Origin of the sequence: Caulobacter sp. Root1455 (assembly GCF_001426905.1) — a bacterium.
Classification (GTDB): Bacteria; Pseudomonadota; Alphaproteobacteria; order Caulobacterales; family Caulobacteraceae; genus Caulobacter.
Map to the genome: position 1 here is coordinate 489513 of NZ_LMFQ01000020.1, position 24710 is coordinate 514222.

At 69.2% G+C, this 24710-nt stretch carries 27 protein-coding genes; 21 read left to right on the forward strand and 6 right to left on the reverse strand.

Annotated features, from left to right (window positions below):
* Positions 1-157 precede the first annotated feature (157 nt).
* From fba to gap, 4 genes are all read right to left on the reverse strand, one after another.
* A complete protein-coding gene (fba, locus tag ASD21_RS11790; protein WP_056440897.1) occupies positions 158-1249 on the reverse strand; it encodes a class II fructose-bisphosphate aldolase in 1092 nt (363 codons plus the stop codon).
* A gap of 208 nt (positions 1250-1457) precedes the next feature.
* On the reverse strand, positions 1458-2648 hold the full coding sequence (locus ASD21_RS11795) for a phosphoglycerate kinase (RefSeq protein ID WP_056440900.1): 1191 nt from the start codon (positions 2646-2648) through the stop codon (positions 1458-1460).
* Between the two features lie 33 nt (positions 2649-2681).
* Complete coding sequence (locus ASD21_RS11800) at positions 2682-3017, reverse strand: hypothetical protein (RefSeq protein WP_056440902.1); 336 nt, start codon at positions 3015-3017, stop codon at positions 2682-2684.
* Positions 3017-4024, reverse strand: a complete 1008-nt coding sequence (gap, locus tag ASD21_RS11805; RefSeq protein ID WP_056440905.1) for a type I glyceraldehyde-3-phosphate dehydrogenase — start codon at positions 4022-4024, stop codon at positions 3017-3019. Before gap ends, ASD21_RS11800 begins: the two co-directional genes overlap by 1 nt.
* A 226-nt stretch (positions 4025-4250) precedes the next feature.
* Between gap and ASD21_RS11810 the strand changes: the two genes are divergently transcribed.
* Together ASD21_RS11810 and ASD21_RS11815 are read left to right on the forward strand one after the other, a co-directional pair.
* Positions 4251-4682 (forward strand): hypothetical protein, encoded by a 432-nt coding sequence (locus ASD21_RS11810; RefSeq protein WP_056440908.1) that lies wholly within the window; start codon positions 4251-4253, stop codon positions 4680-4682.
* A 3-nt stretch (positions 4683-4685) separates the two neighbouring features.
* Complete coding sequence (locus ASD21_RS11815) at positions 4686-5012, forward strand: cell division protein ZapA (RefSeq protein ID WP_012284839.1); 327 nt, start codon at positions 4686-4688, stop codon at positions 5010-5012.
* 184 nt (positions 5013-5196) lie between these two features.
* Here the strand turns inward: ASD21_RS11815 and ASD21_RS11820 are convergent, their stop codons facing one another.
* Positions 5197-6327, reverse strand: a complete 1131-nt coding sequence (locus ASD21_RS11820; RefSeq protein ID WP_056440910.1) for an aminotransferase-like domain-containing protein — start codon at positions 6325-6327, stop codon at positions 5197-5199.
* 75 nt (positions 6328-6402) lie between these two features.
* Here ASD21_RS11820 and ASD21_RS11825 point away from each other — a divergent pair, with 75 nt between their 5' ends.
* The 4 genes from ASD21_RS11825 to ASD21_RS11840 all read left to right on the forward strand — a co-directional run bounded on the left by ASD21_RS11825 (position 6403) and on the right by ASD21_RS11840 (position 9334).
* The gene (locus tag ASD21_RS11825; RefSeq protein WP_056440913.1) at positions 6403-6843 is read left to right on the forward strand and encodes a MarR family winged helix-turn-helix transcriptional regulator; all 441 of its coding nucleotides are present in this window, start codon (positions 6403-6405) and stop codon (positions 6841-6843) included.
* Positions 6844-7378: 535 nt separating this feature from the next.
* On the forward strand, positions 7379-7978 hold the full coding sequence (locus ASD21_RS11830; RefSeq protein WP_082554728.1) for a 5-formyltetrahydrofolate cyclo-ligase: 600 nt from the start codon (positions 7379-7381) through the stop codon (positions 7976-7978).
* Between the two features lie 5 nt (positions 7979-7983).
* The gene (locus tag ASD21_RS11835) at positions 7984-8805 is read left to right on the forward strand and encodes a TIGR00282 family metallophosphoesterase (protein WP_056440919.1); all 822 of its coding nucleotides are present in this window, start codon (positions 7984-7986) and stop codon (positions 8803-8805) included.
* Positions 8806-8920: 115 nt separating this feature from the next.
* Positions 8921-9334, forward strand: a complete 414-nt coding sequence (locus tag ASD21_RS11840; protein WP_056440922.1) for an organic hydroperoxide resistance protein — start codon at positions 8921-8923, stop codon at positions 9332-9334.
* Positions 9335-9476: 142 nt separating this feature from the next.
* On the opposite strand, the gene ASD21_RS11845 is transcribed toward ASD21_RS11840, so the two are convergent.
* A complete protein-coding gene (locus ASD21_RS11845; protein WP_200941425.1) occupies positions 9477-9791 on the reverse strand; it encodes a hypothetical protein in 315 nt (104 codons plus the stop codon).
* 108 nt (positions 9792-9899) lie between these two features.
* Between ASD21_RS11845 and ASD21_RS11850 the strand changes: the two genes are divergently transcribed.
* The 15 genes from ASD21_RS11850 to ftsH all read left to right on the forward strand — a co-directional run bounded on the left by ASD21_RS11850 (position 9900) and on the right by ftsH (position 24585).
* Complete coding sequence (locus tag ASD21_RS11850) at positions 9900-10655, forward strand: YebC/PmpR family DNA-binding transcriptional regulator (RefSeq protein WP_056440925.1); 756 nt, start codon at positions 9900-9902, stop codon at positions 10653-10655.
* A gap of 331 nt (positions 10656-10986) precedes the next feature.
* Positions 10987-11625 (forward strand): hypothetical protein, encoded by a 639-nt coding sequence (locus ASD21_RS11855; RefSeq protein WP_156390655.1) that lies wholly within the window; start codon positions 10987-10989, stop codon positions 11623-11625.
* 73 nt (positions 11626-11698) lie between these two features.
* Positions 11699-12634, forward strand: coding sequence for a nucleoside hydrolase (locus ASD21_RS11860; protein ID WP_056440930.1), 936 nt, complete (start codon positions 11699-11701; stop codon positions 12632-12634).
* A gap of 66 nt (positions 12635-12700) precedes the next feature.
* Entirely contained in the window at positions 12701-13222 is a 522-nt protein-coding gene (gene ruvC, locus ASD21_RS11865) for a crossover junction endodeoxyribonuclease RuvC (RefSeq protein ID WP_200941428.1), read from the forward strand.
* 13 nt (positions 13223-13235) lie between these two features.
* Positions 13236-13847, forward strand: a complete 612-nt coding sequence (ruvA, locus tag ASD21_RS11870) for a Holliday junction branch migration protein RuvA (protein ID WP_056440936.1) — start codon at positions 13236-13238, stop codon at positions 13845-13847.
* Positions 13844-14890 carry a Holliday junction branch migration DNA helicase RuvB gene (gene ruvB / locus ASD21_RS11875; RefSeq protein WP_056440939.1) on the forward strand — a complete coding sequence of 349 codons (1047 nt, stop codon included), beginning with the start codon at positions 13844-13846 and terminating at the stop codon, positions 14888-14890. The genes ruvA and ruvB overlap by 4 nt, the downstream gene beginning before the upstream one ends.
* Positions 14891-14894: 4 nt before the next feature.
* Positions 14895-15338 carry a YbgC/FadM family acyl-CoA thioesterase gene (locus ASD21_RS11880; RefSeq protein ID WP_156398357.1) on the forward strand — a complete coding sequence of 148 codons (444 nt, stop codon included), beginning with the start codon at positions 14895-14897 and terminating at the stop codon, positions 15336-15338.
* 350 nt (positions 15339-15688) lie between these two features.
* Positions 15689-16387: a protein TolQ gene (tolQ, locus tag ASD21_RS11885; RefSeq protein WP_056440942.1), complete on the forward strand. Its 699-nt coding sequence runs from the start codon at positions 15689-15691 to the stop codon at positions 16385-16387.
* A 4-nt stretch (positions 16388-16391) separates the two neighbouring features.
* Positions 16392-16925 (forward strand): ExbD/TolR family protein, encoded by a 534-nt coding sequence (locus ASD21_RS11890; protein ID WP_056440946.1) that lies wholly within the window; start codon positions 16392-16394, stop codon positions 16923-16925.
* Positions 16926-16937: 12 nt separating this feature from the next.
* A complete protein-coding gene (locus ASD21_RS11895; protein ID WP_056440949.1) occupies positions 16938-17747 on the forward strand; it encodes a hypothetical protein in 810 nt (269 codons plus the stop codon).
* 14 nt (positions 17748-17761) lie between these two features.
* Positions 17762-19075 carry a Tol-Pal system beta propeller repeat protein TolB gene (gene tolB / locus ASD21_RS11900; protein WP_056440953.1) on the forward strand — a complete coding sequence of 438 codons (1314 nt, stop codon included), beginning with the start codon at positions 17762-17764 and terminating at the stop codon, positions 19073-19075.
* Between the two features lie 390 nt (positions 19076-19465).
* The gene (gene pal, locus ASD21_RS11905) at positions 19466-20020 is read left to right on the forward strand and encodes a peptidoglycan-associated lipoprotein Pal (protein WP_156398358.1); all 555 of its coding nucleotides are present in this window, start codon (positions 19466-19468) and stop codon (positions 20018-20020) included.
* Positions 20021-20236: 216 nt separating this feature from the next.
* A complete protein-coding gene (ybgF, locus tag ASD21_RS11910; RefSeq protein ID WP_056440959.1) occupies positions 20237-21097 on the forward strand; it encodes a tol-pal system protein YbgF in 861 nt (286 codons plus the stop codon).
* Positions 21098-21257: 160 nt separating this feature from the next.
* A complete protein-coding gene (gene tilS / locus ASD21_RS11915) occupies positions 21258-22634 on the forward strand; it encodes a tRNA lysidine(34) synthetase TilS (protein WP_056440962.1) in 1377 nt (458 codons plus the stop codon).
* 76 nt (positions 22635-22710) lie between these two features.
* Complete coding sequence (gene ftsH, locus ASD21_RS11920) at positions 22711-24585, forward strand: ATP-dependent zinc metalloprotease FtsH (protein WP_056440965.1); 1875 nt, start codon at positions 22711-22713, stop codon at positions 24583-24585.
* The last annotated feature ends 125 nt before the right edge of the window (positions 24586-24710 follow it).

Consider the following 24710-nt stretch of genomic DNA (forward strand, 5'->3'; position numbering starts at 1 on the left):
GCACGGAAAGGCCTTTCCGATGATCGCATCACCGAAATCTGTCATCCGGATCTGCGCGCTACGCGCTGGTCCGGGATGACAGCCGTGAGGTGTGAAATGCGAAAAGGCCTCCCGGGTCTCCCCGGAAGGCCTCTTCGCATCCACGAAAGCCGCTAGCCTACTCGGCCGCGGCCTTCTTCGCCGTCGCGCCGAACTTGGCGTTCAGTTCGCCGGCGCTGTAGCGCTTGGCCATGGTCGCGGTCGACAGGACCTTGATCTTGTCGGCGTGGCCGGCCGAGCCGAACTGCACGAAGCGCTCCTGGCAGACCTTGCGCATGGCCTCCTTGGCGGGCTTGAGATAGGCGCGCGGGTCGAACTCGTGCGGCTTCTCGGTCAGGATCTTGCGGATCGCGCCGGTGATGGCCAGGCGGTTGTCGGTGTCGACATTGACCTTGCGAACGCCGTGCTTGATGCCGCGCTGGATCTCCTCGACCGGCACGCCCCAGGTCTGGGGAATGGCGCCGCCGTACTGGTTGATGATGTCCTGCAGATCCTGCGGAACGCTGGAGCTGCCGTGCATCACCAGGTGGGTGTTGGGCAGGCGCTGGTGGATCTCCTCGATCACGTTCATGGCCAGGACGTCGCCGTCCGGCTTGCGCGTGAACTTGTAGGCTCCGTGGCTGGTGCCCATGGCGATGGCCAGGGCGTCGACGCCGGTCCGCTCGACGAACTCGACCGCCTGGTCGGGATCGGTCAGCAGCTCCTCGTGGCTGAGCTTGCCCTCGAAGCCGTGGCCGTCCTCGGCCTCGCCCATGCCGCTCTCGAGCGACCCGAGCACGCCCAGTTCGCCTTCGACCGAGACGCCGCAGGCGTGGGCCATCTCGACCACCTTGCGGGTGACCTCGACGTTGTATTCGTAGGTGGCGGGGGTCTTGGCGTCCTCCATCAGCGAGCCGTCCATCATCACCGAGGTGAAGCCGTACTGGATCGCCGTGGCGCAGGTGGCCGGGCCGTTGCCGTGGTCCTGGTGCATGCACACCGGGATGTTGGGATAGATCTCGGCCAGGGCGTCGATCATCCGGGCCAGCATGATGTCGTTGGCGTAGCTGCGCGCGCCGCGCGAGGCCTGGATGATGACCGGGGAGTTGACGGCTTCCGCCGCCTCCATGATCGCCAGGCCCTGCTCCATGTTGTTGATGTTGAAGGCCGGCAGCGCGTAGTCATGCTCCGCCGCATGATCCAGCAACTGTCTTAGCGTGATCCTCGCCACGTGGTGTTCTCCTGCAAGCGTGAGTGATTTGGGTCGTTTCTTGTTTTTGGGGCCCGACGCTGATGCGTTCTTTGCCCTGGTCGTGCGTGAAATCCTCGTCCTTCGACAAGCTCAGGATGAGGATTTCAAGTTGGCGTCGCGTTCAATTCAGCCCTCATCCTGAGCTTGTCGAAGGACGAGGGCGAGCCATGAACGCGGGTATCTCCTCCTAGGCTTCCAAGGCTGAGACACCCGGAAGCGTCTTGCCCTCCATCCATTCAAGAAACGCGCCGCCGGCGGTCGAGACGAAGGTGAAATCGCCCGATACGCCCGCGTGGTTCAGGGCGGCCACGGTATCACCGCCGCCGGCCACGGCGACGATCTTACCCGATTTAGCGAGTTTCGCGGCGTGTTTTGCCGCCGAAACCGTCGCTTCGTCGAACGGAGGCACCTCGAAAACGCCCAAAGGACCGTTCCAGATCAGGGTATTGCTCGAATCCATGGCTTCGATCAGCCGCTGGGCGCTCTTGGGGCCGGCGTCCAGGATCAGGTCGTCGGGCTGGACGTCGGCCAGCTCGCGGGTCTCGGCGTCGACGCCGGGCGCGACCTTCTTGGCCACGACCACATCGATCGGCAGCAGCAGTTCGCAGCCCGACTTCTGCGCCGTGGCGATGATCTGGCGGGCGGTGTCGGCCAGGTCCTTCTCGCAGAGCGAGCCGCCGATGTCGTGGCCCTGGGCGAACAGGAACGTGTTGGCCATGCCGCCGCCGATCGCCAGGCGGTCCAGCTTGGCGACCAGGTTGTTGAGCAGGTCCAGCTTGGTCGAGACCTTGGAGCCGCCGACGATGCCCAGCACGGGCTTTTTGGGGTTGCCGAGCGCGGCGTCGAGGGCGTCGAGCTCGCGCTGCATGGCCAGGCCCGGATAGGAGGGCAGGATGCGGGCCAGGGCTTCGGTCGAGGCGTGGGCGCGGTGGGCGGCGCTGAAGGCGTCGTTGACATAGAGGTCGCCGTTGGCGGCCAGCTGGGCGGCGAAGTCGGGGTCGTTCTTTTCCTCGCCGGCGTGGAAGCGGACGTTCTCAAGCAGGGCGACGCCGCCGTTCTCCATGGCGTTGACCACCTCGGCGGCCGCCGGGCCGACGCAGTCGCTGGCGAAGGCCACCTCCTGCTCCAGCAGCTTGCCCAGCGGCTCGGCGACGAAGGCCAGGCTCATCTCGGGCACGACCTTGCCCTTGGGGCGGTCGAAGTGGGCCAGCAGGATGACCTTGGCGCCCTTGGTCGACAGGTAGTGGATGGTCGGCAGGGCCGCGCGCAGGCGGGTGTCGTCGGTGATCGCTCCGCCGTCGACGGGCACGTTGAAGTCCACCCGGACCAGGGCGCGCTTGCCGGCGAGATCGGCGGTGTCGAGGGTGCGGAAGGGCATGGGTTTTCTCAGTGGTTAGAGGAGGCCCGGTGCTCAAAGCACGCGGTAGAGTTCGGCGGTAGGATTGGTCTGCGGCCGCGCGAACAAGCCCGGCAAGAACATCGCGCCAGTGATCACGCCGGCCACGACGAAGTGCGCCAGGCGCGCCTTCCCCCGGTGGACAAGCCCGATCCAGATCAGGGCGGCCAACCAGAGAGCGGAGAAAGCGATGAGCAGGAGAAGGTCGATGCCCGAAGGCGTGAGCCAGGGCCCCTTCAGCAAGGGCAGAACGAACGGGAGTGCGATCAAGGTTGGGCCGCCGACAAAGGCGCCCAACCAGATCAGGCCGGTCGCGGCCCAGAGCAGGATTTGCTTGGGCCGCGCCGTCATCAGAGGAACTTCGCCATCACCAGGGCCGTGTCGGCCATGCGGGTCGCGAAGCCCCATTCGTTGTCGTACCAGCTGAGCACGCGGACCAGCTTGCCCTCGATGACCTGGGTCTGGGGCAGGGCGGCCGTCGAGCTGGCGGCGATGTGGTTCAGGTCCGACGAGACCAACGGCTCGGTGGTGGTGAACAGCACGCCGTTCATGTCGCCGTCGGCGGCGGCCTTCAGGGCGGCGTTGACCTCGTCGACCGTGGTGTCGCGCGAGGGCACGACCTTCAGGTCGATGACCGAGACGTTCGGGGTCGGGACGCGGATGGACGAGCCGTCCAGCTTGCCCTTCAGGGCCGGCAGCACCAGACCCAGGGCCTTGGCGGCGCCGGTCGAGGTCGGGATCATGCTCAGGGCCGCGGCGCGGGCGCGGTAGAGGTCCTTGTGCATGGTGTCCAGCGTCGGCTGGTCGCCGGTGTAGCTGTGGATCGTGGTCATGTAGCCACGCTCGATGCCGACCAGGTCGTGCAGCACCTTGGCCACCGGGGCCAGGGCGTTGGTGGTGCACGAGCCGTTGGAGACGACGATGTCGTCGGCGGTCAGGGTCTCGTGGTTGACCTTGTAGACGATGGTCTTGTCGGCGCCGTCGGCCGGGGCCGAGACCAGCACGCGCTTGGCGCCGGCCTTCAGGTGCAGGGCGGCCTTGTCGCGGGCGGTGAAGATGCCGGTGCACTCGAACGCGATGTCGACGTTCAGGTCCTTGTGCGGCAGCTCCTCGGGATTGCGGATCGCCGTGACCTTGATCTTGCCCAGGCCGACGTCGATCCAGTCCTCGCCCGAGGTGACGACGCCGGGGAAGCGGCCATGGACGCTGTCGTAGCGCAGCAGGTGGGCGTTGGTCTCGACCGGGCCCAGGTCGTTGATGGCGACGACCTCGATGTCGCGGCGCGCGTGCTCGGCGATGGAACGCAGGACGAGACGTCCGATCCGGCCGAAGCCGTTGATGGCGACGCGAATGGCCATGAGGTCTTTCTCCTAACGAGCGTCCGGTCCAGGCGACCGACGTTACCTTGATTTTGCAGCGCGTTTTGCGGTGCGGGGCGGGGAAGTCAACCCCAAGAAACCTCCGCGAGCGCTCACATTGGATGACCTATTGTTATCCGCGCCGTTTCATCGCCCAATTGTCGCCATGGCGGGTGGCGAAGCGGACGGCAGTCTATATGTTGCGCCGCATGATTGGACGATGCCGATGACCCCGGGCGAAGGGAACGCTCTCGAGCTGGCCGCGCGACGCCTTGAGCGCGCCGTCAGCCAGCTGGAACAGAAGATCACGGCCGAGCGCACCGCGCGTCTGGCCGCGTTCTCGGCCGCCGCTTCCGCGGCGTCGTCGGGCGCCGCGCCCGGCGATCCCGGCCTGTTCGATGTCGAGGCCGAGTCCAAGGCCGCGCGCCTGGTCGCCGACCTCGAGGCCGCGCGGGCCCGCGAGAAGGCTCTCGAGGAGGCCGGCGAGCAGGCTTCCGAGGCCCTGGGCCGCGCCATCGCCGAGATCCGCGCCGCCCTGGGCGACGAAAGCCTGATCACCGAAGGCGTGCACGACGAAGAGGAAGACCTCGGCGACGAGGGGCCCGAAGCCGGCGACCTGTTCGACTTAGATGACGGCGTGACGGAAAGGGAGGCCTGATCCATGGCCCAACTGACCATCCAGGTGAACGGCCGGCCCTACACCGTCGGCTGCGAGGACGGGCAGGAAGCCCACCTGCTGGAAATCGCCCGCCTGTTCGACCGCCAGGTCCGCCAGGTCAGCCAGGACGTCGGCCAGCTGGGCGAGACGCGCCTGTTCCTGATGGGCGCCCTGCTGCTGGCCGACGAGCTGTCGGACCTGAAGCTGCGCCTGGCCCACGCCCAGTCCGAACTGGCCCGCCTGCAGACCGAACAGACCCGCGTCGAGATCCGGGCGATCAAGGCCCTGGACGCCGCCTCCGAGAAGATCGAGGCGCTGGTTCAGGGGTAGGGGCGTTCGCGCTCCTTCTCAAACCCCCTGACCACCGTCATCCCGGGCCTTGTGCCCGGGACCCCTCTGTCCGTCGCAGGTGCGGAGGGGTGGCGCGCCAGCGCGCCATTTCGCTTCACCGTCAGCTGAGCCAGAGGCCCCGGGCACAAGGCCCGGGATGACGGTGCTTTGAGGCGGTGAGCGCTCAGCCCATCTCCCGCAACACCGCCGCGATCACCGCCAGCCCGCGCTCGGCCGCCTCCGGCTCGGCCAGGCTGAAGTTCAGGCGGATCGTCGAACTGGCGCCGCCCTCGGCCAGGAAGTGGCTTCCGGGCGTGAACAGCACGCCGCGCTCGACGCAGCGCTTCAGCAGCGCCTCGACGTCGATCCCGTCCTCCAGGGTCAGCCAGAAGAACAGCCCGCCCGGCGGCAGCGACCACGACGCCCTGTTGCCCAGATGCCGCGTCAGGGCGTCGGCGAAGGCGTCGCGCTTGTTGCGATAGAGGGCGGTGACCTGGTCCATCCGCTCGGCCCGCCCCGGATCGTTCAGATATTGCAGCACCATCCACTGGCTCAGTCGGTTGGTGTGCAGGTCGGCCGCCTGCTTCAGCTGGACCAGCAGCGGGAACAGGTCGGGCGAGGCGGTCAGGTAGCCCAGTCGCAGGCCCGGGGCGACGGTCTTGGAGAACGAGCCCTGATAGATCCACGAGCCGCCCGTCATGCCGGCGCAGACCGGCGTGCGGTCGGAGGGCTCATAGACCAGGTCGCGGTAGGGATCGTCCTCGAACAGGATCACGTCGTGGGCCTGGCAGGCCCGGGCCATGGCCCGGCGTTCGGCGGCGGTCCAGCAGTGGCCGGACGGGTTCTGGAAGGTGGGGATGACGTAAGCCATCGCGGGCGGCGCCTCGGCCCAGCCGGCCCCGGGGGCGCTTCTGTCGATGATCTCGAACCGGGCGCCGTAGAAGCGGAACACCTGCAGGGCGGCCAGATAGGCCGGCGACTCGACGGCCAGGGTGGTTCCGGCGTCGACCACCAGCTTGGCGGCCAGGTCGATGCCCTGCTGCGAGCCGGACAGCACCATCACCCGGTCGGGCGCGGTGTCCAGGCCCAGGGCGGCCAGGTCCTCGGCGATCCTGGCGCGCAAGGCCGGCTCGCCCTCGGTGGGGCCGTACTGCAGCAGGTCGCGCGGCGGCGGGGGCAGGTCCAGCCCCGCGAAGGTCTCGGGCGAGGGCAGGCCGCCGGCGAACGAGATCATGCCCGGGCGCTGCGACACGTTGAGCATGTCGCGCACCGGCGAGGGCTTGATGTCCGCACTCCGCATCGACAGACGCGCCATCGCCGTCCTCTCCCCAACAGCGTCAATGATCTTGACCTATCGACACCATGAGGCGGCGGCGCCTATTGTGTCAATATGGTTGACCTGGATAATCCTGCCCCGACGGACGATCTTCACGCCGAGATCGAGCAATTCTATTTCGCCTATCGCGGCTTTACCGACCGTGCTGACCGAATTCTGGACAAGCGTGGCCTGGGCCGGGTGCATCACCGCATCCTGTATTTCATCGGCCGCCGGCCGGACGTCTCGGTGCGCGGCCTGCTCGACCTGCTGGCCGTCAGCAAGCAGGCCCTGAACGCGCCCCTGCGCCAGCTGATGGAGATGGGCCTGGTGGGCGCCGAGGCCGGCGCCCAGGACCGCCGGGTCAAGAATCTGCGCCTGACGTCCCAGGGCCGGAAGCTGGAAGCCGAACTCACCGAAGCCCAGACGCGGCATTTGCGGGCGGCGTTCGACCGGGCGGGGGCGGAGGCGCAGCGGGGGTGGAGCGCGGTGATGGGGGAACTGGTGAAGGGTTAGCGGCCCACCCACTTGCCCCCACCTGGCGGCTTCGCCGCCTGTCCGCCCCCATAGGGGGCGGAGGACGCGCACCGCGCTGGCGGCGGCACCTCTTCCCCCTGTGGGGGAAGACGACCGCGAAGCGGTCCGTAGGGGGCAAGTGCGACAACACCCCACTGGTATTGCGGGCCCCGAACGCCTATCTTCTCCAACGGCGGGTCAGCTGTGGCCCTCGTCGAAGATTTCTATTCCCAGGGACCTTAATCTCTCTATCGGGATCTGTTCCCTCCCGTGGCCGTGGCTGCGGGAACACGGAGCCCACCTGTAACAAACAGGTTCGAGTGGATTGAAACGTCTTCACGGTTCTTCACGGCGCCGCCACCTTCCCCCATTCTGATGCGATCCAGCGTTCCGACGCGTGAGATCCGCATGCGAAAGACCAAGGCCCTGATCGGCAGCGCCCTGTTCCTGGTCGTCGCCCCCGGCGTGGTGGCGGGGCTGGTTCCCTGGCTGCTGACCGGCTGGCGGTTCGCCGCCTGAAATGGCAGGAGAGGCCATGGTCATCGCCGATCCCGCCGCCGCCAAGATCGCCCTGCGGATGTTCGTCCGCAACCGCCGCAAGGAACTGGCCCTGGAGCATCCCGAGGCCGGCTGGATGGTCGTCGACGTCGCCCGCGAACCCCTGGCCGCGCGCTTCCCGGAGCCGGCCGGCAAGGTCGCGGCCGTCTATTTCGGCCTGGGCTCGGAGGTCGAGACCCGTCCCCTGGCCGACTGGCTGCTGGAGCAGGGCTGGACCCTGGCCCTGCCCAGCGTCGAGGATGAGGACGGCCACATGGTCTTCCGCCGGTGGACGCCCGGCGACCCGCTGGTCCACGACCAGATCGGCCTGAACGCCCCCGACCCGTCGAGCCCGATGCTGGAGCCGGACCTGGTGGTCGCGCCCCTGCTGGCCTTCGACCGCCAGGGACGGCGCCTGGGCCAGGGCGGCGGCTACTACGATCGGGCGCTGGCGGCGCTGCGGACCCGCCGGCCGGTGTTCATGCTGGGCCTGGCCTATGTGGGACAGGAGACACAGGGGCTGCCCGATGAGCCTCACGACCAACGATTGGACGCCATCCTGACGGAAAGCGAGTATATCGCCGTCCAAGAGGACTGAAATTCATGCGTTTTGCTTTCTTCGGCGATGTCGTCGGCAAATCCGGCCGCGACGGTTTGGCCGACCATCTGCCCGCCCTGCGCCGCCAGCTGCAGCTGGAGTTCGTGATCATCAACGCCGAGAACGCCGCCGCCGGCTTCGGGATCACCGAGAACACGGCGCGCGAACTGTTCGAGGCCGGCGCCGACTGCCTGACCCTGGGCAACCACAGCTGGGACCAGCGCGAGGCCCTGACCTACATCGTGCGCGAGCCGCGCCTGATCCGTCCGGCCAACTATCCGATCCTGTCGGACGCCCCGGGCCGCGGCAGCCACCTGTTCCAGACCGAGGGCGGCCGGACCATCATGGTCGTCAACCTGCTGGGCCGGGTGCACATGGACGCCATGGACGACCCGTTCGCCGCCGCCGACCGCGAGCTGGACAAGGCCCCGCTGGGCCAGGTGGCCGACGCGGTGGTGGTCGACATGCACTGCGAGGCCACGTCCGAGAAGATGGCCATGGGCCACTATTGCGACGGCCGCGCCTCGCTGGTCGTGGGCACCCACACCCATGTGCCGACCGCCGACGCCCAGATCCTGCCCGGCGGCACCGCCTACCAGACCGACGCCGGGGCCTGCGCCGACTATGACAGCGTGATCGGCAACCAGAAGGAAGAGCCGCTGCGGCGGTTCACCACCAAGATCAGCGGCGGGCGCTACACCCCGGCCTCGGGTCCGGCCACGGTCTGCGGCGTGTTCGTCGAGACCGACGACCGCACGGGCCTGGCGGTCCGCGTCGAGCCGATCCGGGTCGGCGGGCGGCTGAAGGAGACCGTGCCGGAGGTTTGAAACCCTCTCCCGGAGGGGAGAGGGTCCCCTAAGGAAGCCGGCCGCGCTTGCGCGCGTCATACCTTCGGTCACAAGGTCGCCGCGCGACCCCAAACCTCTCCGAAGGAGCACCCCCATGACCGACGCCATCTACACCGCCCACGCCCATGTCGTCGGCGGCCGCGAAGGGACCGCCAAGACCGACGACGGCCACCTGGACGTCAAGCTGGGCTATCCCAAGTCGATGGGCGGCAACGGCGAGGGGACCAATCCCGAGCAGCTGTTCGCGGCCGGCTACGGGGCCTGCTTCCTGGGCGCCCTGGGGCTGGTGGCTCGCGGCCAGGGCGTCAAGCTGGGCGAGCACAGCCTCGACATCGAGGTCGACCTGATCAAGGACGACACCAGCTTCCATATCGGCGCCCGCCTGACGCTGAACGCCCCCGACCTCGACGCCGACACCGCCCAGAAGCTGCTGCAGGCCGCCCACCAGGTCTGCCCGTACTCGAAGGCGACGCGCGGCAATATCGAGGTCGAGCTGAAGGTGGCTTAGGGGACACGATAGTCGACGCGGTGCGTGGTCCTCGTCCTTCCACAAGCTCAGGATGAGGACCATTGTGGAGGCCTCGGCATTAGAAAACCTCATCGTGAGCTTGTCGAAGGACGAGGTTTTCGCTTCCCAGGCAGAATGTCGATCAACCCTGGCGCCGCCGCTTTCCCGGCGAGACGCGTCGCACGATCAGCTCGTCGATCTCCAGCCGGCGAATCCGCGCCTTGCCGACCGACAGGCGGCCGATGGCCAGGACGCCGATGGCCAAGGCCCCGACCGCCAGCGCCCCGACCGCCAGGCCGCCCAACGCGGCCGCGCCCGTCGACAGGGCTCCGGCGGCCACGACCCCCGCCGCCGCCGGGGACTTGTGGGCCGCGTGGATCGCGTCCTGGTCCTGCGCCTCGAGAGCCCCGAGGCGAGCCGGGTCGAACGGTTCGGACAGGAAATCGGACGGGGTCATCTAGGGTCTCCAGCGCGGGCTTCGCAGCTTGGAGGATGACAATACGGGGCGCCAAGCGCTAGAAGCGCCGCCTAACTTTCACTTCGCAGATCAGAGAAGAGCCTCCGAATGGCCGGCCACTCGAAATTCAAGAACATCATGCACCGCAAGGGCCGCGCCGACGCCGCGCGCTCCAAGCTGTTCTCCAAGCTGTCGCGGGAGATCACCGTGGCGGCCAAGGCGGGCCTGCCCGACCCGAACATGAACCCGCGCCTGCGCCTGGCCGTGAACAACGCCAAGGCCGAAAGCCTGCCCAAGGACGTCATCGACCGCGCGATCAAGAAGTCGCAGATGGGCGACGCGGCCGACTATTCCGAGATCCGCTATGAAGGCGTCGCCGCCGGCGGCGTCGGAATCATCGTCGAGGTGCTGACCGACAACAAGAACCGCGCCGCCGCCAACGTCCGCTCCTACTTCACCAAGATGGGCGGCAACATGGGGGCCACCGGCTCGGTGACCTTCAACTACGACCGCGTCGGCCAGGTCAGCTATCCGGCCAAGGTCGCGTCCGAGGACGAGATGATGGAGGCCGCCATCGAGGCCGGCGCCGACGACGTGGTGTCGGACATGGACGAGGAGGGCGAGGGCCACACGGTCTACACCGCCTTCGAGGACCTCAACGACGTGGCCGCCGCCCTGGAAGCCAAGTTCGGCGTGGCCAGCAACACCAAGATCGCCTGGCGCCCCAAGAGCCAGGTTCCGGTCACCGGCGACGCCGTGGCCACCCTGATGAAGCTGCTCGACGCCCTGAACGAGGACGACGACGTCCAGGACGTCTATTCCAACGAAGAGATCAGCGACGAGGACGCCGCCAAGCTGGGCTGACCTGATCCTTCTCCCCTCGCGGGAGAAGGTGGCGCCTAGCGCCTGATGAGGGGTCTCTCAGGCATCGAAAGCCGCGCTCAGCCGAAAGGCGGGGCGCGGCTTTTGCGTTCACGCGACCCCTCGCCCGACCCGCTTCGCGGGCCACCCTCGCCCGCAAGGGGACAGGGGAGGGGAATGCCCACCAACCCCCGCGTGCCAGATTTCCAAATCCAACCTTGCGGAGACTCAAAATCAGGGATTTCCCTGATTTTCGTCTCCGGACACGCCGGCGCCTGAGCGGATTTCTCAAGCTGGAGTGTTTGGTTCGCGGGCCGGCATGTTGGGGAACGTCATGGAACGCCTTCGCTTTCGCACGATGGGGGAAATCCTCTACGAGCTGATGACCGGGCTGCTGTTCTACCCGCGCACCCTCTGGCGCGTGCTGCTGTGGCCCGCCGAGGCCTCGGCCACGTCGCAGGCGGGGCGGGAGGAGGGCGACCTGATCAGCCCGCCGCTGTTCCTGCTGATCTCCATCCTGCTGGCCCAGGCCCTGGACCTGTTCCTGCGCGGCGAACTGGGCGAGGCGGCGGCGTCCTCGGGCCTTGGCCCGTTGCTGTTCCGCGCGGTGGCCTTCAGCCTGTTTCCGCTGGTGATGGCGGTGGGCACGCTGCGGCGCCAGGGACGCCCCGTCGACCACGCGACCCTGCGCGAGCCGTTCGAGCTGCAATGCCTGTGCGCCGCGCCGTTCGCCCTGTCGCTTTCCGTCGCCGTCATCCTGATCGCCTCGCCGACCGCCTCGACCCGGCTGGCGGGCGCGGCGATCGGCCTGGCGGCCGTCGCCTGGTACCTGTGCGTCCAGACCCGCTGGCTTCACCGGCGCCTGGCGGTGGGCAGCTTCCGGGCGTTTCGGACGGCGACCTGGCTGTTCGCCGTGGCCCTGTTCTGCTGCCTGCCGCCCGCCTTGCTGATCCTGGGGCCGCGCGGGCCGTAGCCGGGGCGAAAACCGGCGGCCCGGGCGGCGGAGCGGCTTCCCGGCGACCGGGCGGCCGCGCTATGCTGGCCGCATGCCGCTGCGCTTGCACATCGATACCGACTGCGGCGTCGACGACGCCCTGGCCCTGGCCATGCTGGCGCGCTCGCGCGACCTGGTGGAGATCGTTTCGGTCTCGGCGGTGTTCGGCAACACCTATGTCGACCAGGCCGCCGCCAACGCCCGCGGCGTGCTGCGCCTCGCGGGCTGCCCGGCCGAGGTCTATATCGGCGCCGGCTCGGGGGTGGCCAAACGGCGGGTCGAGCGGATGCGGCCGGCCCACGGGGTCGACGGCCTGAACGGCGCCGGCTTCTCCCAACGCTGGAAGCTGCCCGAGCTGGACCGGGGGCAAGGCGGCAGCCTGCTGGCCTTCCGGGCCCGGGCCAAGGTGGCGGGATTGTTCCTGGGCCCGCTGACCAACCTGGCCAACGGCCTGCTGGAGGATCCCGCCGCGTTCCGCGCCTGGCGGCCGACCATCATGGCCGGGGCCTTCACCGTCGAGGGCAAGGCTAGCGGCGGGGCCGACTTCAACAGCTGGAGCGACGCCGAGGCCCTGGCCCGGGTGCTGGAGCGCGGGGTCATGCCGCGCCTCGTGCCGCTGGACATCAGTTCGCGCGTCACCCTGACCGCCCAGGCCATGGCCGAGGGCTCGGCGGCCTGCGGCTCGCCGCTGTCGGCGCGGCTGAACAAGGCCATGGGGCCGTACATGGCCTTCCACCGGCGGGCCTGGGGCGTGGAGGCCGGCTGCCACCCGCACGACGCCGTGGTCGCCGCCAGCCTGTTGGCCCCGTCGCTGTTCGCCTTCGAGCCCGTGCGCCTGCGGGTGCTGACCGACGGCGAGCACCTGGGCCGGATCGAGCGGATCGACGGCGAGCCGAACGCCGAGCTCTGTCTCTGGGTCGACGCGCCGGCCGTCGAGGCCCTACTGGCGGACCGGCTGTTCCAGGCGGCGGCGCTGAACCCGGCCTGACGGGCTCCAATCTTAAGGTTTCGTTAGCGAAGTCGCGCCTTTTCCTTGGGGGCGAAACCGGCGATGGTGCGAGAACACATGATGAACGCGAATCGCATCCCGATCCGAATCCTGGGGCTCGACCCCGGCCTGCGCCGCACCGGCTGGGGCGTGCTCAGCGTCGAGGGCTCGCGCATGAGCCACGTCGCCCACGGGGTCATCGTCCCCGACGAGAAGGCCGATTTCGCCTCGCGCCTGCTGCACCTGTTCGAGGGCATCTGCGCCGTCATCGACGCGCATCGCCCCGACGAGGCGGCGGTCGAGGAGGTGTTCCTCAACACCAACGCCCAGTCGACCCTGAAGCTGGGCCACGCCCGCGCCGCCGCCTTGATCGCCCCGGCTCGCGCCGGCCTGCCGGTGGCGGAATATTCGACGCGCCTGGTCAAGAAGGCGGTGGTCGGCACCGGGGCGGCCGACAAGGCCCAGATCGGCTTCATGATCGCCCGCCTTCTGCCCACGGCCGGCAAGACCACGGCCGACTGCGCCGACGCCCTGGCCGTCGCCATCACTCACGCCAACCTGCGCGTCGCCAATCGGAGAGTGGCATGATCGCCAAAAAGCTATGATTGGGCGTCTTCGTGGCGCCGTCGCCGAGATCGGCGAGGAAGAGGCGCTGATCGACGTGATGGGCGTGGGCTATGTCGTGCGCTGCGGCTCGCGGACCCTGCAACGGCTGCCGGCCCTGGGCGAAGAGGCCCTGCTGCATATCGAGAGCCAGTGGAGCGAAAGCGCCGGCCTGCGGCTGTACGGCTTCGGCACGCGCGAGGACCGCAAGGCCTTCGTACTGCTGCAGGCCATTCAGGGCGTCGGCCCCAAGGCGGCCATGGCGGTGCTGGACGTGCTGTCGCCGGCCGAGCTGGCCTCGGCCGTGGCGCGCGAGGACAAGGCCGCCGTCGGGCGGGCGTCGGGCGTGGGGCCCAAGCTGGCCCTGCGGATCGTCACCGAGCTGAAGGACAAGCCGATCACCGACGGGCCGGTGTTCATGGGCGTCCCGACCCCGGCCGCCGCGCCCGCCAAGCCGGCGCCGAGCGGCGACGCCGTGGCGGCGCTGATGGGCCTGGGCGTGGCCGAGGTCAACGCGCGGCGCGTGGTCGAAGCCGCCGCCGCCAAGCTGGGCGACGAGGCGACCGTTCAGGCGCTGATCAAGGCCGGGCTGCAGGAGCTGGGCCGGTGACCCGCATCATCTCCGGCGAAGCGCAACACGGCGAACAGATCCCCGGCGCCTCCGACCGCGCCATGCGCCCGCAGACCCTGGCCGAGTTCGTCGGCCAGGAGCAGGCCAAGGGCAACCTGCGCATCTTCATCGAGGCGGCCAAGGGCCGGGGCGAGGCCCTGGACCATGTGCTGCTGTTCGGTCCGCCCGGCCTGGGCAAGACCACCCTGGCCCAGATCGTCGCCCGCGAGCTGGGCGTCAACTTCCGCGCCACCTCCGGCCCCGTGCTGAACAAGGCCGGCGACCTGGCGGCGATCCTGACCAATCTGGAAGCCAACGACGTCCTGTTCATCGACGAGATCCACCGCCTGCCCTCGACCGTGGAGGAGATCCTCTATCCGGCCATGGAGGACCATGTGCTGGACCTGGTGATCGGCGAGGGGCCTTCGGCGCGCTCGATCCGCATCGACCTGGCGCCGTTCACCCTGGTGGCCGCCACCACCCGGGCGGGCATGCTGGCCACGCCGCTGCGCGACCGCTTCGGCATCCCGATCCGCCTGGAGTTCTACACCCCGGCCGAGCTGCGCCACGTGCTGCTGCACGCCGCCCGCAAGATGGGCGCGCCGCTGTCGGACGACGGGGCCGACGAGATCGCCAAACGGGCCCGGGGCACGCCGCGCGTCGCCGGCCGCCTGCTGCGCCGCGTGCGCGACTTCGCCGCCGCCGACGGGGCGACCGTGATCGACCGCAAGGCCGCCGGCCTGGCCCTGGCCCGGCTCGAGGTCGACGAGAGCGGTCTGGACAGCCTGGACCGCCGCTATCTGCGCGCCATGATCGACAACTACGGCGGCGGTCCCGTCGGCGTCGAAACCATGGCCTACGCCATCGCCGAGGCCCGCGACGCGGTCGAGGACGTGATCGAGCCCTATCTGATGCAGCAGGGCTTCATCCAGCGCACTCCGCGCGGGCGGATGGCGTGCGGCAAGGCCTATCTGCACCTGGGTCTGACCGAGCCGGCCTCGGCGCCGAAGATCGTGCAGGGCGGGCTGTTCGGGGAGGAGTAACGCCATGACCGAGATTCCTCAGCCCACCGCTGGCGTCTTCGACGGCCGCGAGCACCAGCTTCCGGTCCGGATCTACTACGAAGACACCGACTTCTCCGGCATCGTCTATCACGCCAACTACCTGCGCTATTTCGAGCGGGGGCGGAGCGACTTCTTCCGGATGATCGGGATCTCGCACACCGCCCTGCACGCGGCCGACACCGCCTTCGCGATCATCCGCATGGAGCTGGACTTCAAGCGGGCGGCCAGGATCGACGACGCCCTGCTGGTGCGCACCACCTACGACCGGGTGAAGGGCCCGCGCCTGTTCGTCAGCCAGCGGATCACCCGCGGCGACGAGCTGATCGCCCAGGCGGCCGGCGAGGCGGTCTGCATCACCCTGGACGGCCGCGTTCGCAAGCCGACGGCGGAGATGGTGGCGATGATGGCGCCGTGGTTGGAAGTTTGAGTTTCGAGTTCGCTCCCCCACCGTCCGTCATCCTCGGACTTGTTCCGAGGACCCCTAGGTCCGCCGTGCGGTCGGTCGGGGGCGGCCCGGGACCGCACCGCTCCACGCTTCCTCCTTCTTCGCGGTTGAAGCAGGGGTCCTCGGAACAAGTCCGAGGATGACGGGTGTTTGGGGAGCGAAAGGGAGAACCAGGTGAAGCTCAGGCCGGCAACCACAAAAAACCCGCTCCCCCGCCGATTGTCATAGTTTCACCATTGCCCCGCTTCATGTCAGTAAGGGCGCAACGGAACCCCGGAAGGTGCGCTATCAACCTTCCACGATACTGACGCCCCAACGGAGCAGGACCCCGCATGGACGCCGCCGCAGGCCCGCAGAGCTTTTCCTTCATTTCGCTGTTCCTTCAGGCCGACTGGGTGGTCAAGGCGGTGATGATCGGGCTGATCCTGGCCTCGCTGGGCTCGTGGGCGGTGATCATCGACAAGCTGTTCCGCTTTTCGGCGCTGAACAGCGCGGCCAATCGGTTCGAGGACCAGGTCGGTTCGGGCCAGGGACTGGAGGAGGTCGCGGCCCAGGCCGGGGCCAATCCGCGCCATCCGCTGCCGCGCATGCTGCAGGCCGCCCTGAAGGAATGGCGCGACGCCAAGGCCAAGGGCCAGATGGGCGAGGCCCAGGCCGCGTTCCTGATCCAGCGCATCGACCGGATGATGGACACCCTGATCTCGCGCGAGACCGGCAAGGCCGAGGACGGGCTGGGCAGCCTGGCCATCGTGGCCACCGCCAGCCCGTTCATCGGCCTGTTCGGCACGGTCTGGGGCATCATGCACGCCTTCCAGAACATCGCGATCTCGAAGAACACCTCGCTGGCCGTGGTCGCCCCGTCGATCGCCGAGGCGCTGTTCGCCACCGCCATCGGCCTGATCGCCGCCATTCCGGCCTACATCGCCTACAACAAGTTCTCGACCGACGCGGGCAAGTACGCCGGGCGCCTGGAGAACTTCGCCGACGACCTGTCGACGGCCATCCAGCGCCGCCTCAGCGAGCGGGTCTGACCCCATGGCCATGTCCGCCAACGACGCCTTCGCCACCGGCGGCCGTCGCGGTCGCCGTCGTCGCGGCCGCCGGGGCAAGGGCGCCCTGTCCGAGATCAACGTCACCCCGCTGGTCGACGTGATGCTGGTGCTGCTGATCATCTTCATGATCAGCGCCCCGCTGCTGACCGCCGGCGTGCCGCTGGAGCTGCCCAAGACCGAGGCCGCCGCCCTGCAGAACCAGCAGGAGCCGATCACCGTCTCGATCAAGGCCGACGGCGCGGTGTTCATCGGCGAGGGCGAGGTCCCGTTCGGCGAACTGGCCCCGCGCATCTCGTCGATCGCCGGCGACGGCTATGACAAGCCGATCTTCGTGCGCGCCGACGGCAAGGCGAACTACGCCACGGTCGCCCAGGTGATGGCGGCCCTGTCCAACGCCGGCTTCGCCAAGATCAACCTGCTGACCGACACCGGCGGCCCCTCGTCGGGCGCGGCGGCCCGGCAGGCGGCTGACGCCGAGGGCGCTTCGGACGCGGGCGCCCTGCGTCCGGCGCAGTGAGGTGACCGAGCGGTGATCCGTCGGGACGACAGAACCAACTTCTCTCCGGCCCTGGCGGGGTCGATCGGCCTCCACGCCCTGGTGGTGGTCGCGATCCTGATCGGGCCATGGAAGCCGTCCAAGCCGGTGATCATCGGCGAGAGCGTGCCGGTGACCATCGTCACCGAGGGGCCGACCAACGTCCGCCCGGCGGTCGAGGATCTCGTCGACCAGTCGGCCCAGACCGAGGAGCCGACGCCCGAGGCCGAGCCGCAGCCGCCGGCCCCGGTTCCCGCCCCGGTTCCGACCCCGGCCCCCGCGCCGCCCAAGACCGCCGCGCCCACGCCCACGCCCACGCCCAAGCCCACCCCGACCAAGCCGGCCAAGCCCGAGCCCGACTTCTTCGCCTCGCTGGAGAAGACCCTGGCCAGGACGCCCAAGGCGACCGGCAAGCCGGCGGCCAACGCGCCCAAGGGGGCGACCCGTCCGGAGACCGCCACCCAGGCCCGTCCCGGCGCCGGGGCGATGACCGGCGAGCAGGCCGCCGCCATCAACGGCATGAAGGACGAGATCCAGCGGCGCTGGAATCCCAATTGCGAGGTCGAGGGCGGGGCCGCCATCCAGGTCAAGGTCAGCTTCAAGCTGGCCACCGGCGGCCGCATCGTCGGCCAGGTCAGCGCCGGCGACGCCGGGCGTTCGTCCGATCCGGTGGTCAAGGCCGCCGCCGACCGGGCCATCCGCGCGGTCTACCAGTCGGCGCCCTTCGAGGGCCTGCCGCCGGACTACTATGGCCAGCAACTCAATTTGAACTTCAAGGCGCGCGACGCTTGCGCGGCGCGATAGGGAGGACACCGAGCATGAACCTGAAGTCCGTCTTCACCGGCCTGGCTGGCGCCGCCGTCCTGGCCCTCTCGATGGTCGCCGCCGCGCCGGGCTCGGCCCGCGCCCAGATCGAGGTCGACATCAACAAAGGCGCGGTCAAGCCGCTGCCCGTGGCCATCCCCGCCTTCTCGGGCGGCGGGCGCGGCGCCGACATCTCGCAGGTCATCAGCGGCAATCTCGAGCGCTCGGGTCTGTTCCAGCCGCTGAACGTCGCCAACGTCGCCGACAAGCTGGCCGACGTGAACGTCCAGCCGCGCTTCCCCGACTGGCAGGCGACCGGGGCCCAGGCCCTGATCAACGGCCAGGTCACGGTCGGGTCCGACGGCGTGCTGCGCGTCGACTTCCGCCTGTGGGACACCTTCAGCCAGCAGCAGCTGCTGGGCCTGCAGTTCACCTCGACCGCCGAGAACTGGCGGCGCGTGGCCCACAAGATCAGCGACGCGGTCTATGAGCGGCTGACCGGCGAGAAGGGCTATTTCGACACCCGCGTGGTGTTCGTCGCCGAGAGCGGCAGCAAGGTGGCCCGGGTCAAGAAGCTGGCGATCATGGACCAGGACGGCGCCAACCCGCAGTACCTGACCGACGGCTCCTACATCGTCATGACCCCGCGCTTCTCCTCGACCAGCCAGGAGATCACCTACATGGCGCTGCGGCCCACGGGGTCGAGCATCTACCTGACCAACCTGGAGACGGCCCGCACCGAGACCATCGGCAAGTTCCCCGGCATGGTCTTCGCCCCGCGCTTCTCGCCGGACGGCAGCAAGGTGGCGTTCTCGGTCGAGAAGGGCGGCAACAGCGACATCTACGTGATGGACCTGCGCAGCCGGCAGTCGACGCGGATCACCACCGACCCGGCCATCGACACCTCGCCCTCGTTCTCGCCGGACGGCAGCCGGATCGTGTTCAACTCCGACCGCGGCGGCCAGGCCCAGATCTACATCATGAACCTCGACGGCAGCGGCGTGCGGCGCATCTCGTACGGCGGCGGCCGCTACACCACCCCGGTGTGGAGCCCGCGCGGCGACTTCATCGCCTTCACCAAGCAGACCGGCGGCGAATTCCACATCGGCGTGATGCGCGCCGACGGCGGCGACGAGCGCCTGCTGACCACCAGCTATCTGGACGAGGGCCCGACCTGGGCCCCCAACGGCCGGGTGCTGATGTTCTCGCGCGAGGCCTCCAGCGGCAATTCGCGTCTGTGGACGGTGGACATCACCGGCCGGATCCTGCGCCCGGCCGCCTATCAGGGCGCGGCCTCCGACCCCGCCTGGTCGCCGCTGCTGGAATGATCGAGTTTCGGCTTCGATCGTCTCTCAAATAAGCGCCGTCATCCCGGGCCTCGTGCCCGGGACCCCTGGTTCAGCCGACGGTGAGATAGATTGGCGCGCCAGCGCGCCACCCCTCCGCACCTGTGGCGGACAGAGGGGGCCCGGGCACAGGGCCCGGGATGACGACCGAGATGGAATGCTGGACTAATCCCCGCGACTTTCTCGCAACCTTCACCGTAAAGGCGCGTTGCCCTAGAGTCGTTCATCCGACGTTCACCCCGCGGGTGAAAACAGGTGGGTGTGCGACATTCTGACGCCATTGTGAGGCGATAGGTACGATTTGGCGCGGCGCCGCGAAGGCTTCAAGCGCTAGAAGTATGAACCTTGGCCGTGGACTTGAGGAGAAACTGGATGAGCTTCGACACCCAACGCGTTGCTAGACTGGCGATGATCGGTCTTGCGGCCGCCTCGCTCGCCGCCTGTGCTTCGCGGCCGAAGCCCGCGGGCCCCGCGGCTCCGCAGACGCAGCCGACGCAGCCCATGCCTCCGGCCCAGACGCCGCAGACCCCGCGGTCGCCGGTCAACCAGGGCCCGCTGCCGGGCACGGTCCAGGACTTCGTGATCAATATCGGCGAGCGGATCTATTTCGCCACCGACAGCTACGAGGTCACCAGCGACGCCCAGGCGGTGTTGGCCGCTCAAGCCCAGTGGCTGAACCGCTATCCGGCCGTGCGCGTGCGCATCGAAGGCAACGCCGACGAACGCGGCACCCGCGAGTACAACCTGGCCCTGGGCGCCCGCCGCGCCAACGCCGTCCGCGAAATCCTGGTCAGCCAGGGCGTCTCGGGCTCGCGCATCGAAAGCCTGTCGTACGGCAAGGAGCGCCCGATCGATCCGGGCACGGGCGACGAGTCTTGGGCCAAGAACCGCAACGCCCGCACCGCCATCACCGACGGCGCGCGGTAAGTGGAAAGCGCCCTTCCCCCTCGACGGGGGAAGGGCGCATCCTCGTGCTGTCATCCCGGACGCAGCGCAGCGAAGATCCGGGACCGCCGGAAGCTCGGCGCTCGGGCATCGGTCCCGGATCTTCGCGCTGCGCGCTCGTCCGGGATGACAGAGTTTTGGTAGCGCGTCGTTGTTTGGCGCCGCACTTTTGTCCGCAACCGGGGCATAATCGCCGACATGATGCTGAAAGCCGCCCTGCTCGCCTCCGTCCTGGCCCTGACCGCGGTCCCGGCCCTGACCTCGATCACCCTGCCTTCGAAGGCCATGGCCCAGACCGCCATGCCCGATCCGCTGGACGACCGCTCGGTCAAACGGCTGGACAAGATGGAGAAGGTGGTCCGCGAACTGCGCGCGATCGTCTTCCAGGGCCGCGACACCGGCAAGCCGGTCGTCGTCCAGGCCGCCGAGACCGACGCCCAGATCGCGGCGCTGTCGGAAAGGCTGACCGATCTGGAAGAGACCCTGACCAAGCTGAACGGCCAGAACGAGACCCTGACCCACGACCTGGACGAGGCGCGCCGGGCCAACGAGAGCGAGAAGACCCGCACCGACGCGCTGGACCAGCGCCTGGCCGCCCTGGAAAAGCGTCTCGCCGACCAGGAGGTCGCCGCGGCGGCCGCCGTCGCCGCGGCCCCCGCCGCGACCGCCTCCGATCCGGGCGAGGCCTTCAAATCGGCCCGCCAACTGCTGCTGGACGGCGACTACGGCGCCGCCGAACAGGCCTTCGCCGGCTATGTCGAGGCCTTCCCCGACAGCGCCAAGGCGCCGGAGGCCCGCTACTGGCTGGGCGAGACCCAGTTCGTGCGCGAAGCCTATTCCGATGCGGCGGGAAGCTATCTGGGCGCGGTGCGCGGCTGGCCGCAGACCAGCTGGGCGCCCGACGCGGTGCTGAAGCTGTCGCGCTCGCTGGTGGCCCTGAAGAAGCCCGCCGACGCCTGCAAGACCCTGGACGAGCTGTCCCGCCGCTATCCCAAGGCGCCCAACGCGGTCACCGCCAAGGCCACGGCGACGCGCGTCCAGGCCAAGTGCGCGAGCTAGGGTTCTAGATCTATTGATCCGCTCATCCCGGCGAATGCCGGGACCCAGATGGAATGGCGGTGTGGCGGGTTCCTTGAGCTCAGCGCTTATCCGGCCAGCCCGAGCGCCTTTGGATCTGGGTCCCGGCATTCGCCGGGATGAGCGGAATTAGGGGAGGGCCATGACCGAAACCTTCCCCGCCTTCACCGCCGCCCTCGACCGCCGCCTGCGCCCGGACGCGGCCACGCCCCTGGCGGTGGGGTTCTCGGGCGGCGGCGACAGCCTGGCCCTGCTGATCCTGGCCCTGGACTGGGCGCGGGCCCAAGGCCGGGCCGTGGTCAGCCTGACCGTCGACCACCAGCTCAATCCCGCCAGCGCCGCCTGGACCGCGCGGGCGGTCGCCAAGGCCGGCGCGCTCGGCGCGCGCGCCAGCGCCCTGGCCTGGACCGGACCCAAGCCCGCCTCGGGCCTGTCGGCCGCCGCCCGCGCCGCCCGCCACGCCCTGCTGGCCGACGCCGCCCGCGCGGCCGGCGCGCGCGTCCTGCTGCTGGGCCACACCGAAGACGACCTGGCCGAGGCCGCCCTGATGCGGGCCGAGGGCTCGACGGTGCCGGATCCCCGCGAATGGTCGCCGTCGCCCGCCTGGCCGCAGGGCCGGGGCGTGTTCGTGCTGCGGCCGCTGCTGGCGGTCGGACGCGGCGAGATCCGCGATTGGCTGGCGGCGCGAGGCGAGACCTGGCTGGACGATCCCGCCAATGAGGATCCCGGGTCGGCGCGGGCGCGGGCGCGGAGACGGCTCTCCTCCCCCGAGGAGCGCGGCGGAACGGGGGAGGTGGCGTCCTGCCGACGCCCGCCAGCACCGGACGCCCCCTCCGTCACGTCGCCTATCGGCGCCGCGCCACCTCCCCCGTTTCACGGGGGAGGAGAGGGCTATCTGACGCTCCCCCGCGACGCCCCCGCCGCCCAGGTCGCCGCCGCCTGCCTGTGCGCGGCCGGCACGTCGCGGCCGCCGCGCGGCGAGCGGCTGCGGCGGCTGGTCGAGCGAATCGGACGCGGCGAGACCTTCACCGCCACCCTGGCCGGGGCGCGGATCGAGGCGGGGGACGTCGTGTCCTTCTTCCGCGAACCGGGCGAGGCCAGACGCGCACCAGGCCCTCCCCCCGTGGGGGAGGTGTCGGCGAAGCCGACGGAGGGGGGAGTGGTCGAGCGCCCGACGTCTGCCCCCACCGATTCTTCGGATCACCTCCCCCATGGGGGGAGGGCCTTGATCCCCGGTCAACCTCTCGTCTGGGACGGCCGCTACGAGATCACCGCCGCCGAGCCCGGCCTGACCGTTCGCCCCCTGCAAGGCCTCGCCGCCCGCCTGCCCGCCGCGCAACGCCAGGTCCTGCAAGGCCTCCCGGCCGCCGCCCGGCCCAGCCTGCCGGCGGTGCTGGCCCCCGACGGGACGGTCAGTTGCCCGATCCTTGCAGAGGCGAAAGCGGCGCGCGCGCGTTGTCTTGTGATGGATCGTTTCGAGGCGGCGACGGGCCGTGTCGATCAAGAGCCCGCGACATGATATCCCGCGCGTGGCGAAACCGGCCGGACCATCCTATCTTGGAAGGTCAGAGACTATCGTTGGGAAGACAACGCGTATGAATTTCAAGACCCTGGGCATCTGGGCGACGATCGTGGTGGTGCTGGTGATGGCCTACACCGTCGTGAGCCAGGGCGGAAAGCCCGGCGGCAACGGCGAGGTCAGCTACTCGCAGCTGCTCAAGAACATCGACAACGGCGAGGTCAAGAAGGCCGACATCAGCGGCGACGTCGTCAAGGTCGAGCCCAAGACCGGCAAGCCCTATTCGGTCAACGTGCCGCCGAACTCCGAGGATCTGGTCAAGCGCCTGGAGGCGCGCAACTCGGTGATCGTCTACCAGCGCAACACCTTCAGCCTGCTGGGCCTGCTGTTCCAGATGCTGCCGATCCTGCTGCTGATCGGCGTGTGGATCTTCTTCATGCGTCAGATGCAGGGCGGCACCAAGGGCGCCATGGGCTTCGGCAAGTCCAAGGCCCGACTGCTGACCGAAAACAAGAACCGCGTGATGTTCGACGACGTCGCCGGCGTCGACGAGGCCAAGGAAGAGCTGCAGGAAGTGGTCGAGTTCCTGAAGGACCCGGCCAAGTTCCAGCGCCTGGGCGGCAAGATCCCCAAGGGCGCCCTGCTGATCGGTCCTCCGGGCACCGGCAAGACCCTGATCGCCCGCGCTGTCGCCGGCGAGGCCGGCGTGCCGTTCTTCACCATCTCCGGTTCGGACTTCGTCGAGATGTTCGTCGGCGTCGGCGCCAGCCGCGTGCGCGACATGTTCGAGCAGGCCAAGAAGAACGCCCCCTGCATCATCTTCATCGACGAAATCGACGCCGTCGGCCGCCATCGAGGCGCCGGCCTGGGCGGCGGCAACGACGAGCGCGAGCAGACCCTCAACCAGCTGCTGGTCGAGATGGACGGCTTCGAGGCCAACGAAGGCATCATCCTGATCGCCGCCACCAACCGTCCCGACGTGCTGGACCCGGCCCTGCTGCGTCCGGGCCGCTTCGACCGCCAGGTCGTGGTGCCCAATCCGGACGTCATGGGCCGCGAGAAGATCATCCGCGTGCACATGAAGAACGTGCCGCTGGCCGCCGACGTCGACGTCAAGACCCTGGCCCGCGGCACCCCCGGCTTCTCGGGCGCGGACCTGGCCAACCTGGTCAACGAGGCGGCCCTGACCGCCGCGCGCAAGAACCGCCGCATGGTCACCATGCACGACTTCGAATACGCCAAGGACAAGGTGATGATGGGCGCCGAGCGGCGCTCGATGGCCATGAGCGAGGACGAGAAGAAGCTGACGGCCTATCACGAGGGCGGCCACGCCCTGGTGGCCCTCAACGTCGCCATCGCCGACCCGGTCCACAAGGCCACCATCGTGCCGCGCGGCCGGGCCCTGGGCATGGTCATGCAGCTTCCCGAGGGCGACCGCTACTCGATGAGCTACGACATGATGACCTCGCGTCTGGCCATCATGATGGCCGGCCGGGTGGCCGAGGAGCTGATCTTCGGCAAGGAGAAGATCACCTCGGGCGCCTCCAGCGACATCAGCGCCGCCACCAGCCTGGCCCGCAACATGGTCACCCGCTGGGGCTTCTCCGACGAGCTGGGCACCGTGGCCTACGGCGACAACCAGGACGAGGTGTTCCTGGGCCACTCGGTGGCCCGCACCCAGAACGTCTCGCCCGACACCATGATCAAGATCGACAGCGAGGTCCGTCGCCTGGTCAAGGGCGGCGAGGACGAGGCGCGCCAGATCCTGACCGAGAAGCTCCCCGAGCTGCACCTGGTGGCCAAGGCCCTGCTGGAGTTCGAGACCCTCAGCGGCGACGAGATCATCAACGTGATGAAGGGCGTCCAGCCGACCCGGATCGAGGACGAGAGCAACAAGATGCCGACCGGGCCGGTGGCCTCGGTGCCGGTGTCGACGGGCGTCACCGCCTAGGGCTTGGGTCCAGACAGCGTTGGAAAAGCCGGACCGGTTCGCCGATCCGGCTTTTTCTTTGCCTGCCGCATCGACGGGGCTAACCTGCGCCTTGGCCGCGACGAGCGGCGGGGGAGGGGTTTGAG

Bases quoted from the DNA above. Each gene is read 5' to 3' on its own strand.
- ASD21_RS11835 (WP_056440919.1), top strand. From the start codon at position 7,984: ATGCGTTTTGCTTTCTTCGGCGATGTCGTCGGCAAATCCGGCCGCGAC.
- gap (WP_056440905.1), bottom strand. From the start codon at position 4,024: ATGGCCATTCGCGTCGCCATCAACGGCTTCGGCCGGATCGGACGTCTC.
- ASD21_RS11815 (WP_012284839.1), top strand. From the start codon at position 4,686: ATGGCCCAACTGACCATCCAGGTGAACGGCCGGCCCTACACCGTCGGC.
- ASD21_RS11825 (WP_056440913.1), top strand. From the start codon at position 6,403: ATGGTTGACCTGGATAATCCTGCCCCGACGGACGATCTTCACGCCGAG.
- ASD21_RS11850 (WP_056440925.1), top strand. From the start codon at position 9,900: ATGGCCGGCCACTCGAAATTCAAGAACATCATGCACCGCAAGGGCCGC.
- ASD21_RS11800 (WP_056440902.1), bottom strand. From the start codon at position 3,017: ATGACGGCGCGGCCCAAGCAAATCCTGCTCTGGGCCGCGACCGGCCTG.
- ftsH (WP_056440965.1), top strand. From the start codon at position 22,711: ATGAATTTCAAGACCCTGGGCATCTGGGCGACGATCGTGGTGGTGCTG.
- ASD21_RS11860 (WP_056440930.1), top strand. From the start codon at position 11,699: ATGCCGCTGCGCTTGCACATCGATACCGACTGCGGCGTCGACGACGCC.
- ruvA (WP_056440936.1), top strand. From the start codon at position 13,236: ATGATTGGGCGTCTTCGTGGCGCCGTCGCCGAGATCGGCGAGGAAGAG.
- tilS (WP_056440962.1), top strand. From the start codon at position 21,258: ATGACCGAAACCTTCCCCGCCTTCACCGCCGCCCTCGACCGCCGCCTG.
- ASD21_RS11840 (WP_056440922.1), top strand. From the start codon at position 8,921: ATGACCGACGCCATCTACACCGCCCACGCCCATGTCGTCGGCGGCCGC.
- ASD21_RS11820 (WP_056440910.1), bottom strand. From the start codon at position 6,327: ATGGCGCGTCTGTCGATGCGGAGTGCGGACATCAAGCCCTCGCCGGTG.
- ASD21_RS11810 (WP_056440908.1), top strand. From the start codon at position 4,251: ATGACCCCGGGCGAAGGGAACGCTCTCGAGCTGGCCGCGCGACGCCTT.
- pal (WP_156398358.1), top strand. From the start codon at position 19,466: ATGAGCTTCGACACCCAACGCGTTGCTAGACTGGCGATGATCGGTCTT.
- ASD21_RS11855 (WP_156390655.1), top strand. From the start codon at position 10,987: ATGGAACGCCTTCGCTTTCGCACGATGGGGGAAATCCTCTACGAGCTG.
- ASD21_RS11880 (WP_156398357.1), top strand. From the start codon at position 14,895: ATGACCGAGATTCCTCAGCCCACCGCTGGCGTCTTCGACGGCCGCGAG.
- ASD21_RS11845 (WP_200941425.1), bottom strand. From the start codon at position 9,791: ATGACCCCGTCCGATTTCCTGTCCGAACCGTTCGACCCGGCTCGCCTC.
- ASD21_RS11890 (WP_056440946.1), top strand. From the start codon at position 16,392: ATGGCCATGTCCGCCAACGACGCCTTCGCCACCGGCGGCCGTCGCGGT.
- tolB (WP_056440953.1), top strand. From the start codon at position 17,762: ATGAACCTGAAGTCCGTCTTCACCGGCCTGGCTGGCGCCGCCGTCCTG.
- ASD21_RS11830 (WP_082554728.1), top strand. From the start codon at position 7,379: ATGGTCATCGCCGATCCCGCCGCCGCCAAGATCGCCCTGCGGATGTTC.
- ASD21_RS11795 (WP_056440900.1), bottom strand. From the start codon at position 2,648: ATGCCCTTCCGCACCCTCGACACCGCCGATCTCGCCGGCAAGCGCGCC.
- tolQ (WP_056440942.1), top strand. From the start codon at position 15,689: ATGGACGCCGCCGCAGGCCCGCAGAGCTTTTCCTTCATTTCGCTGTTC.
- ybgF (WP_056440959.1), top strand. From the start codon at position 20,237: ATGATGCTGAAAGCCGCCCTGCTCGCCTCCGTCCTGGCCCTGACCGCG.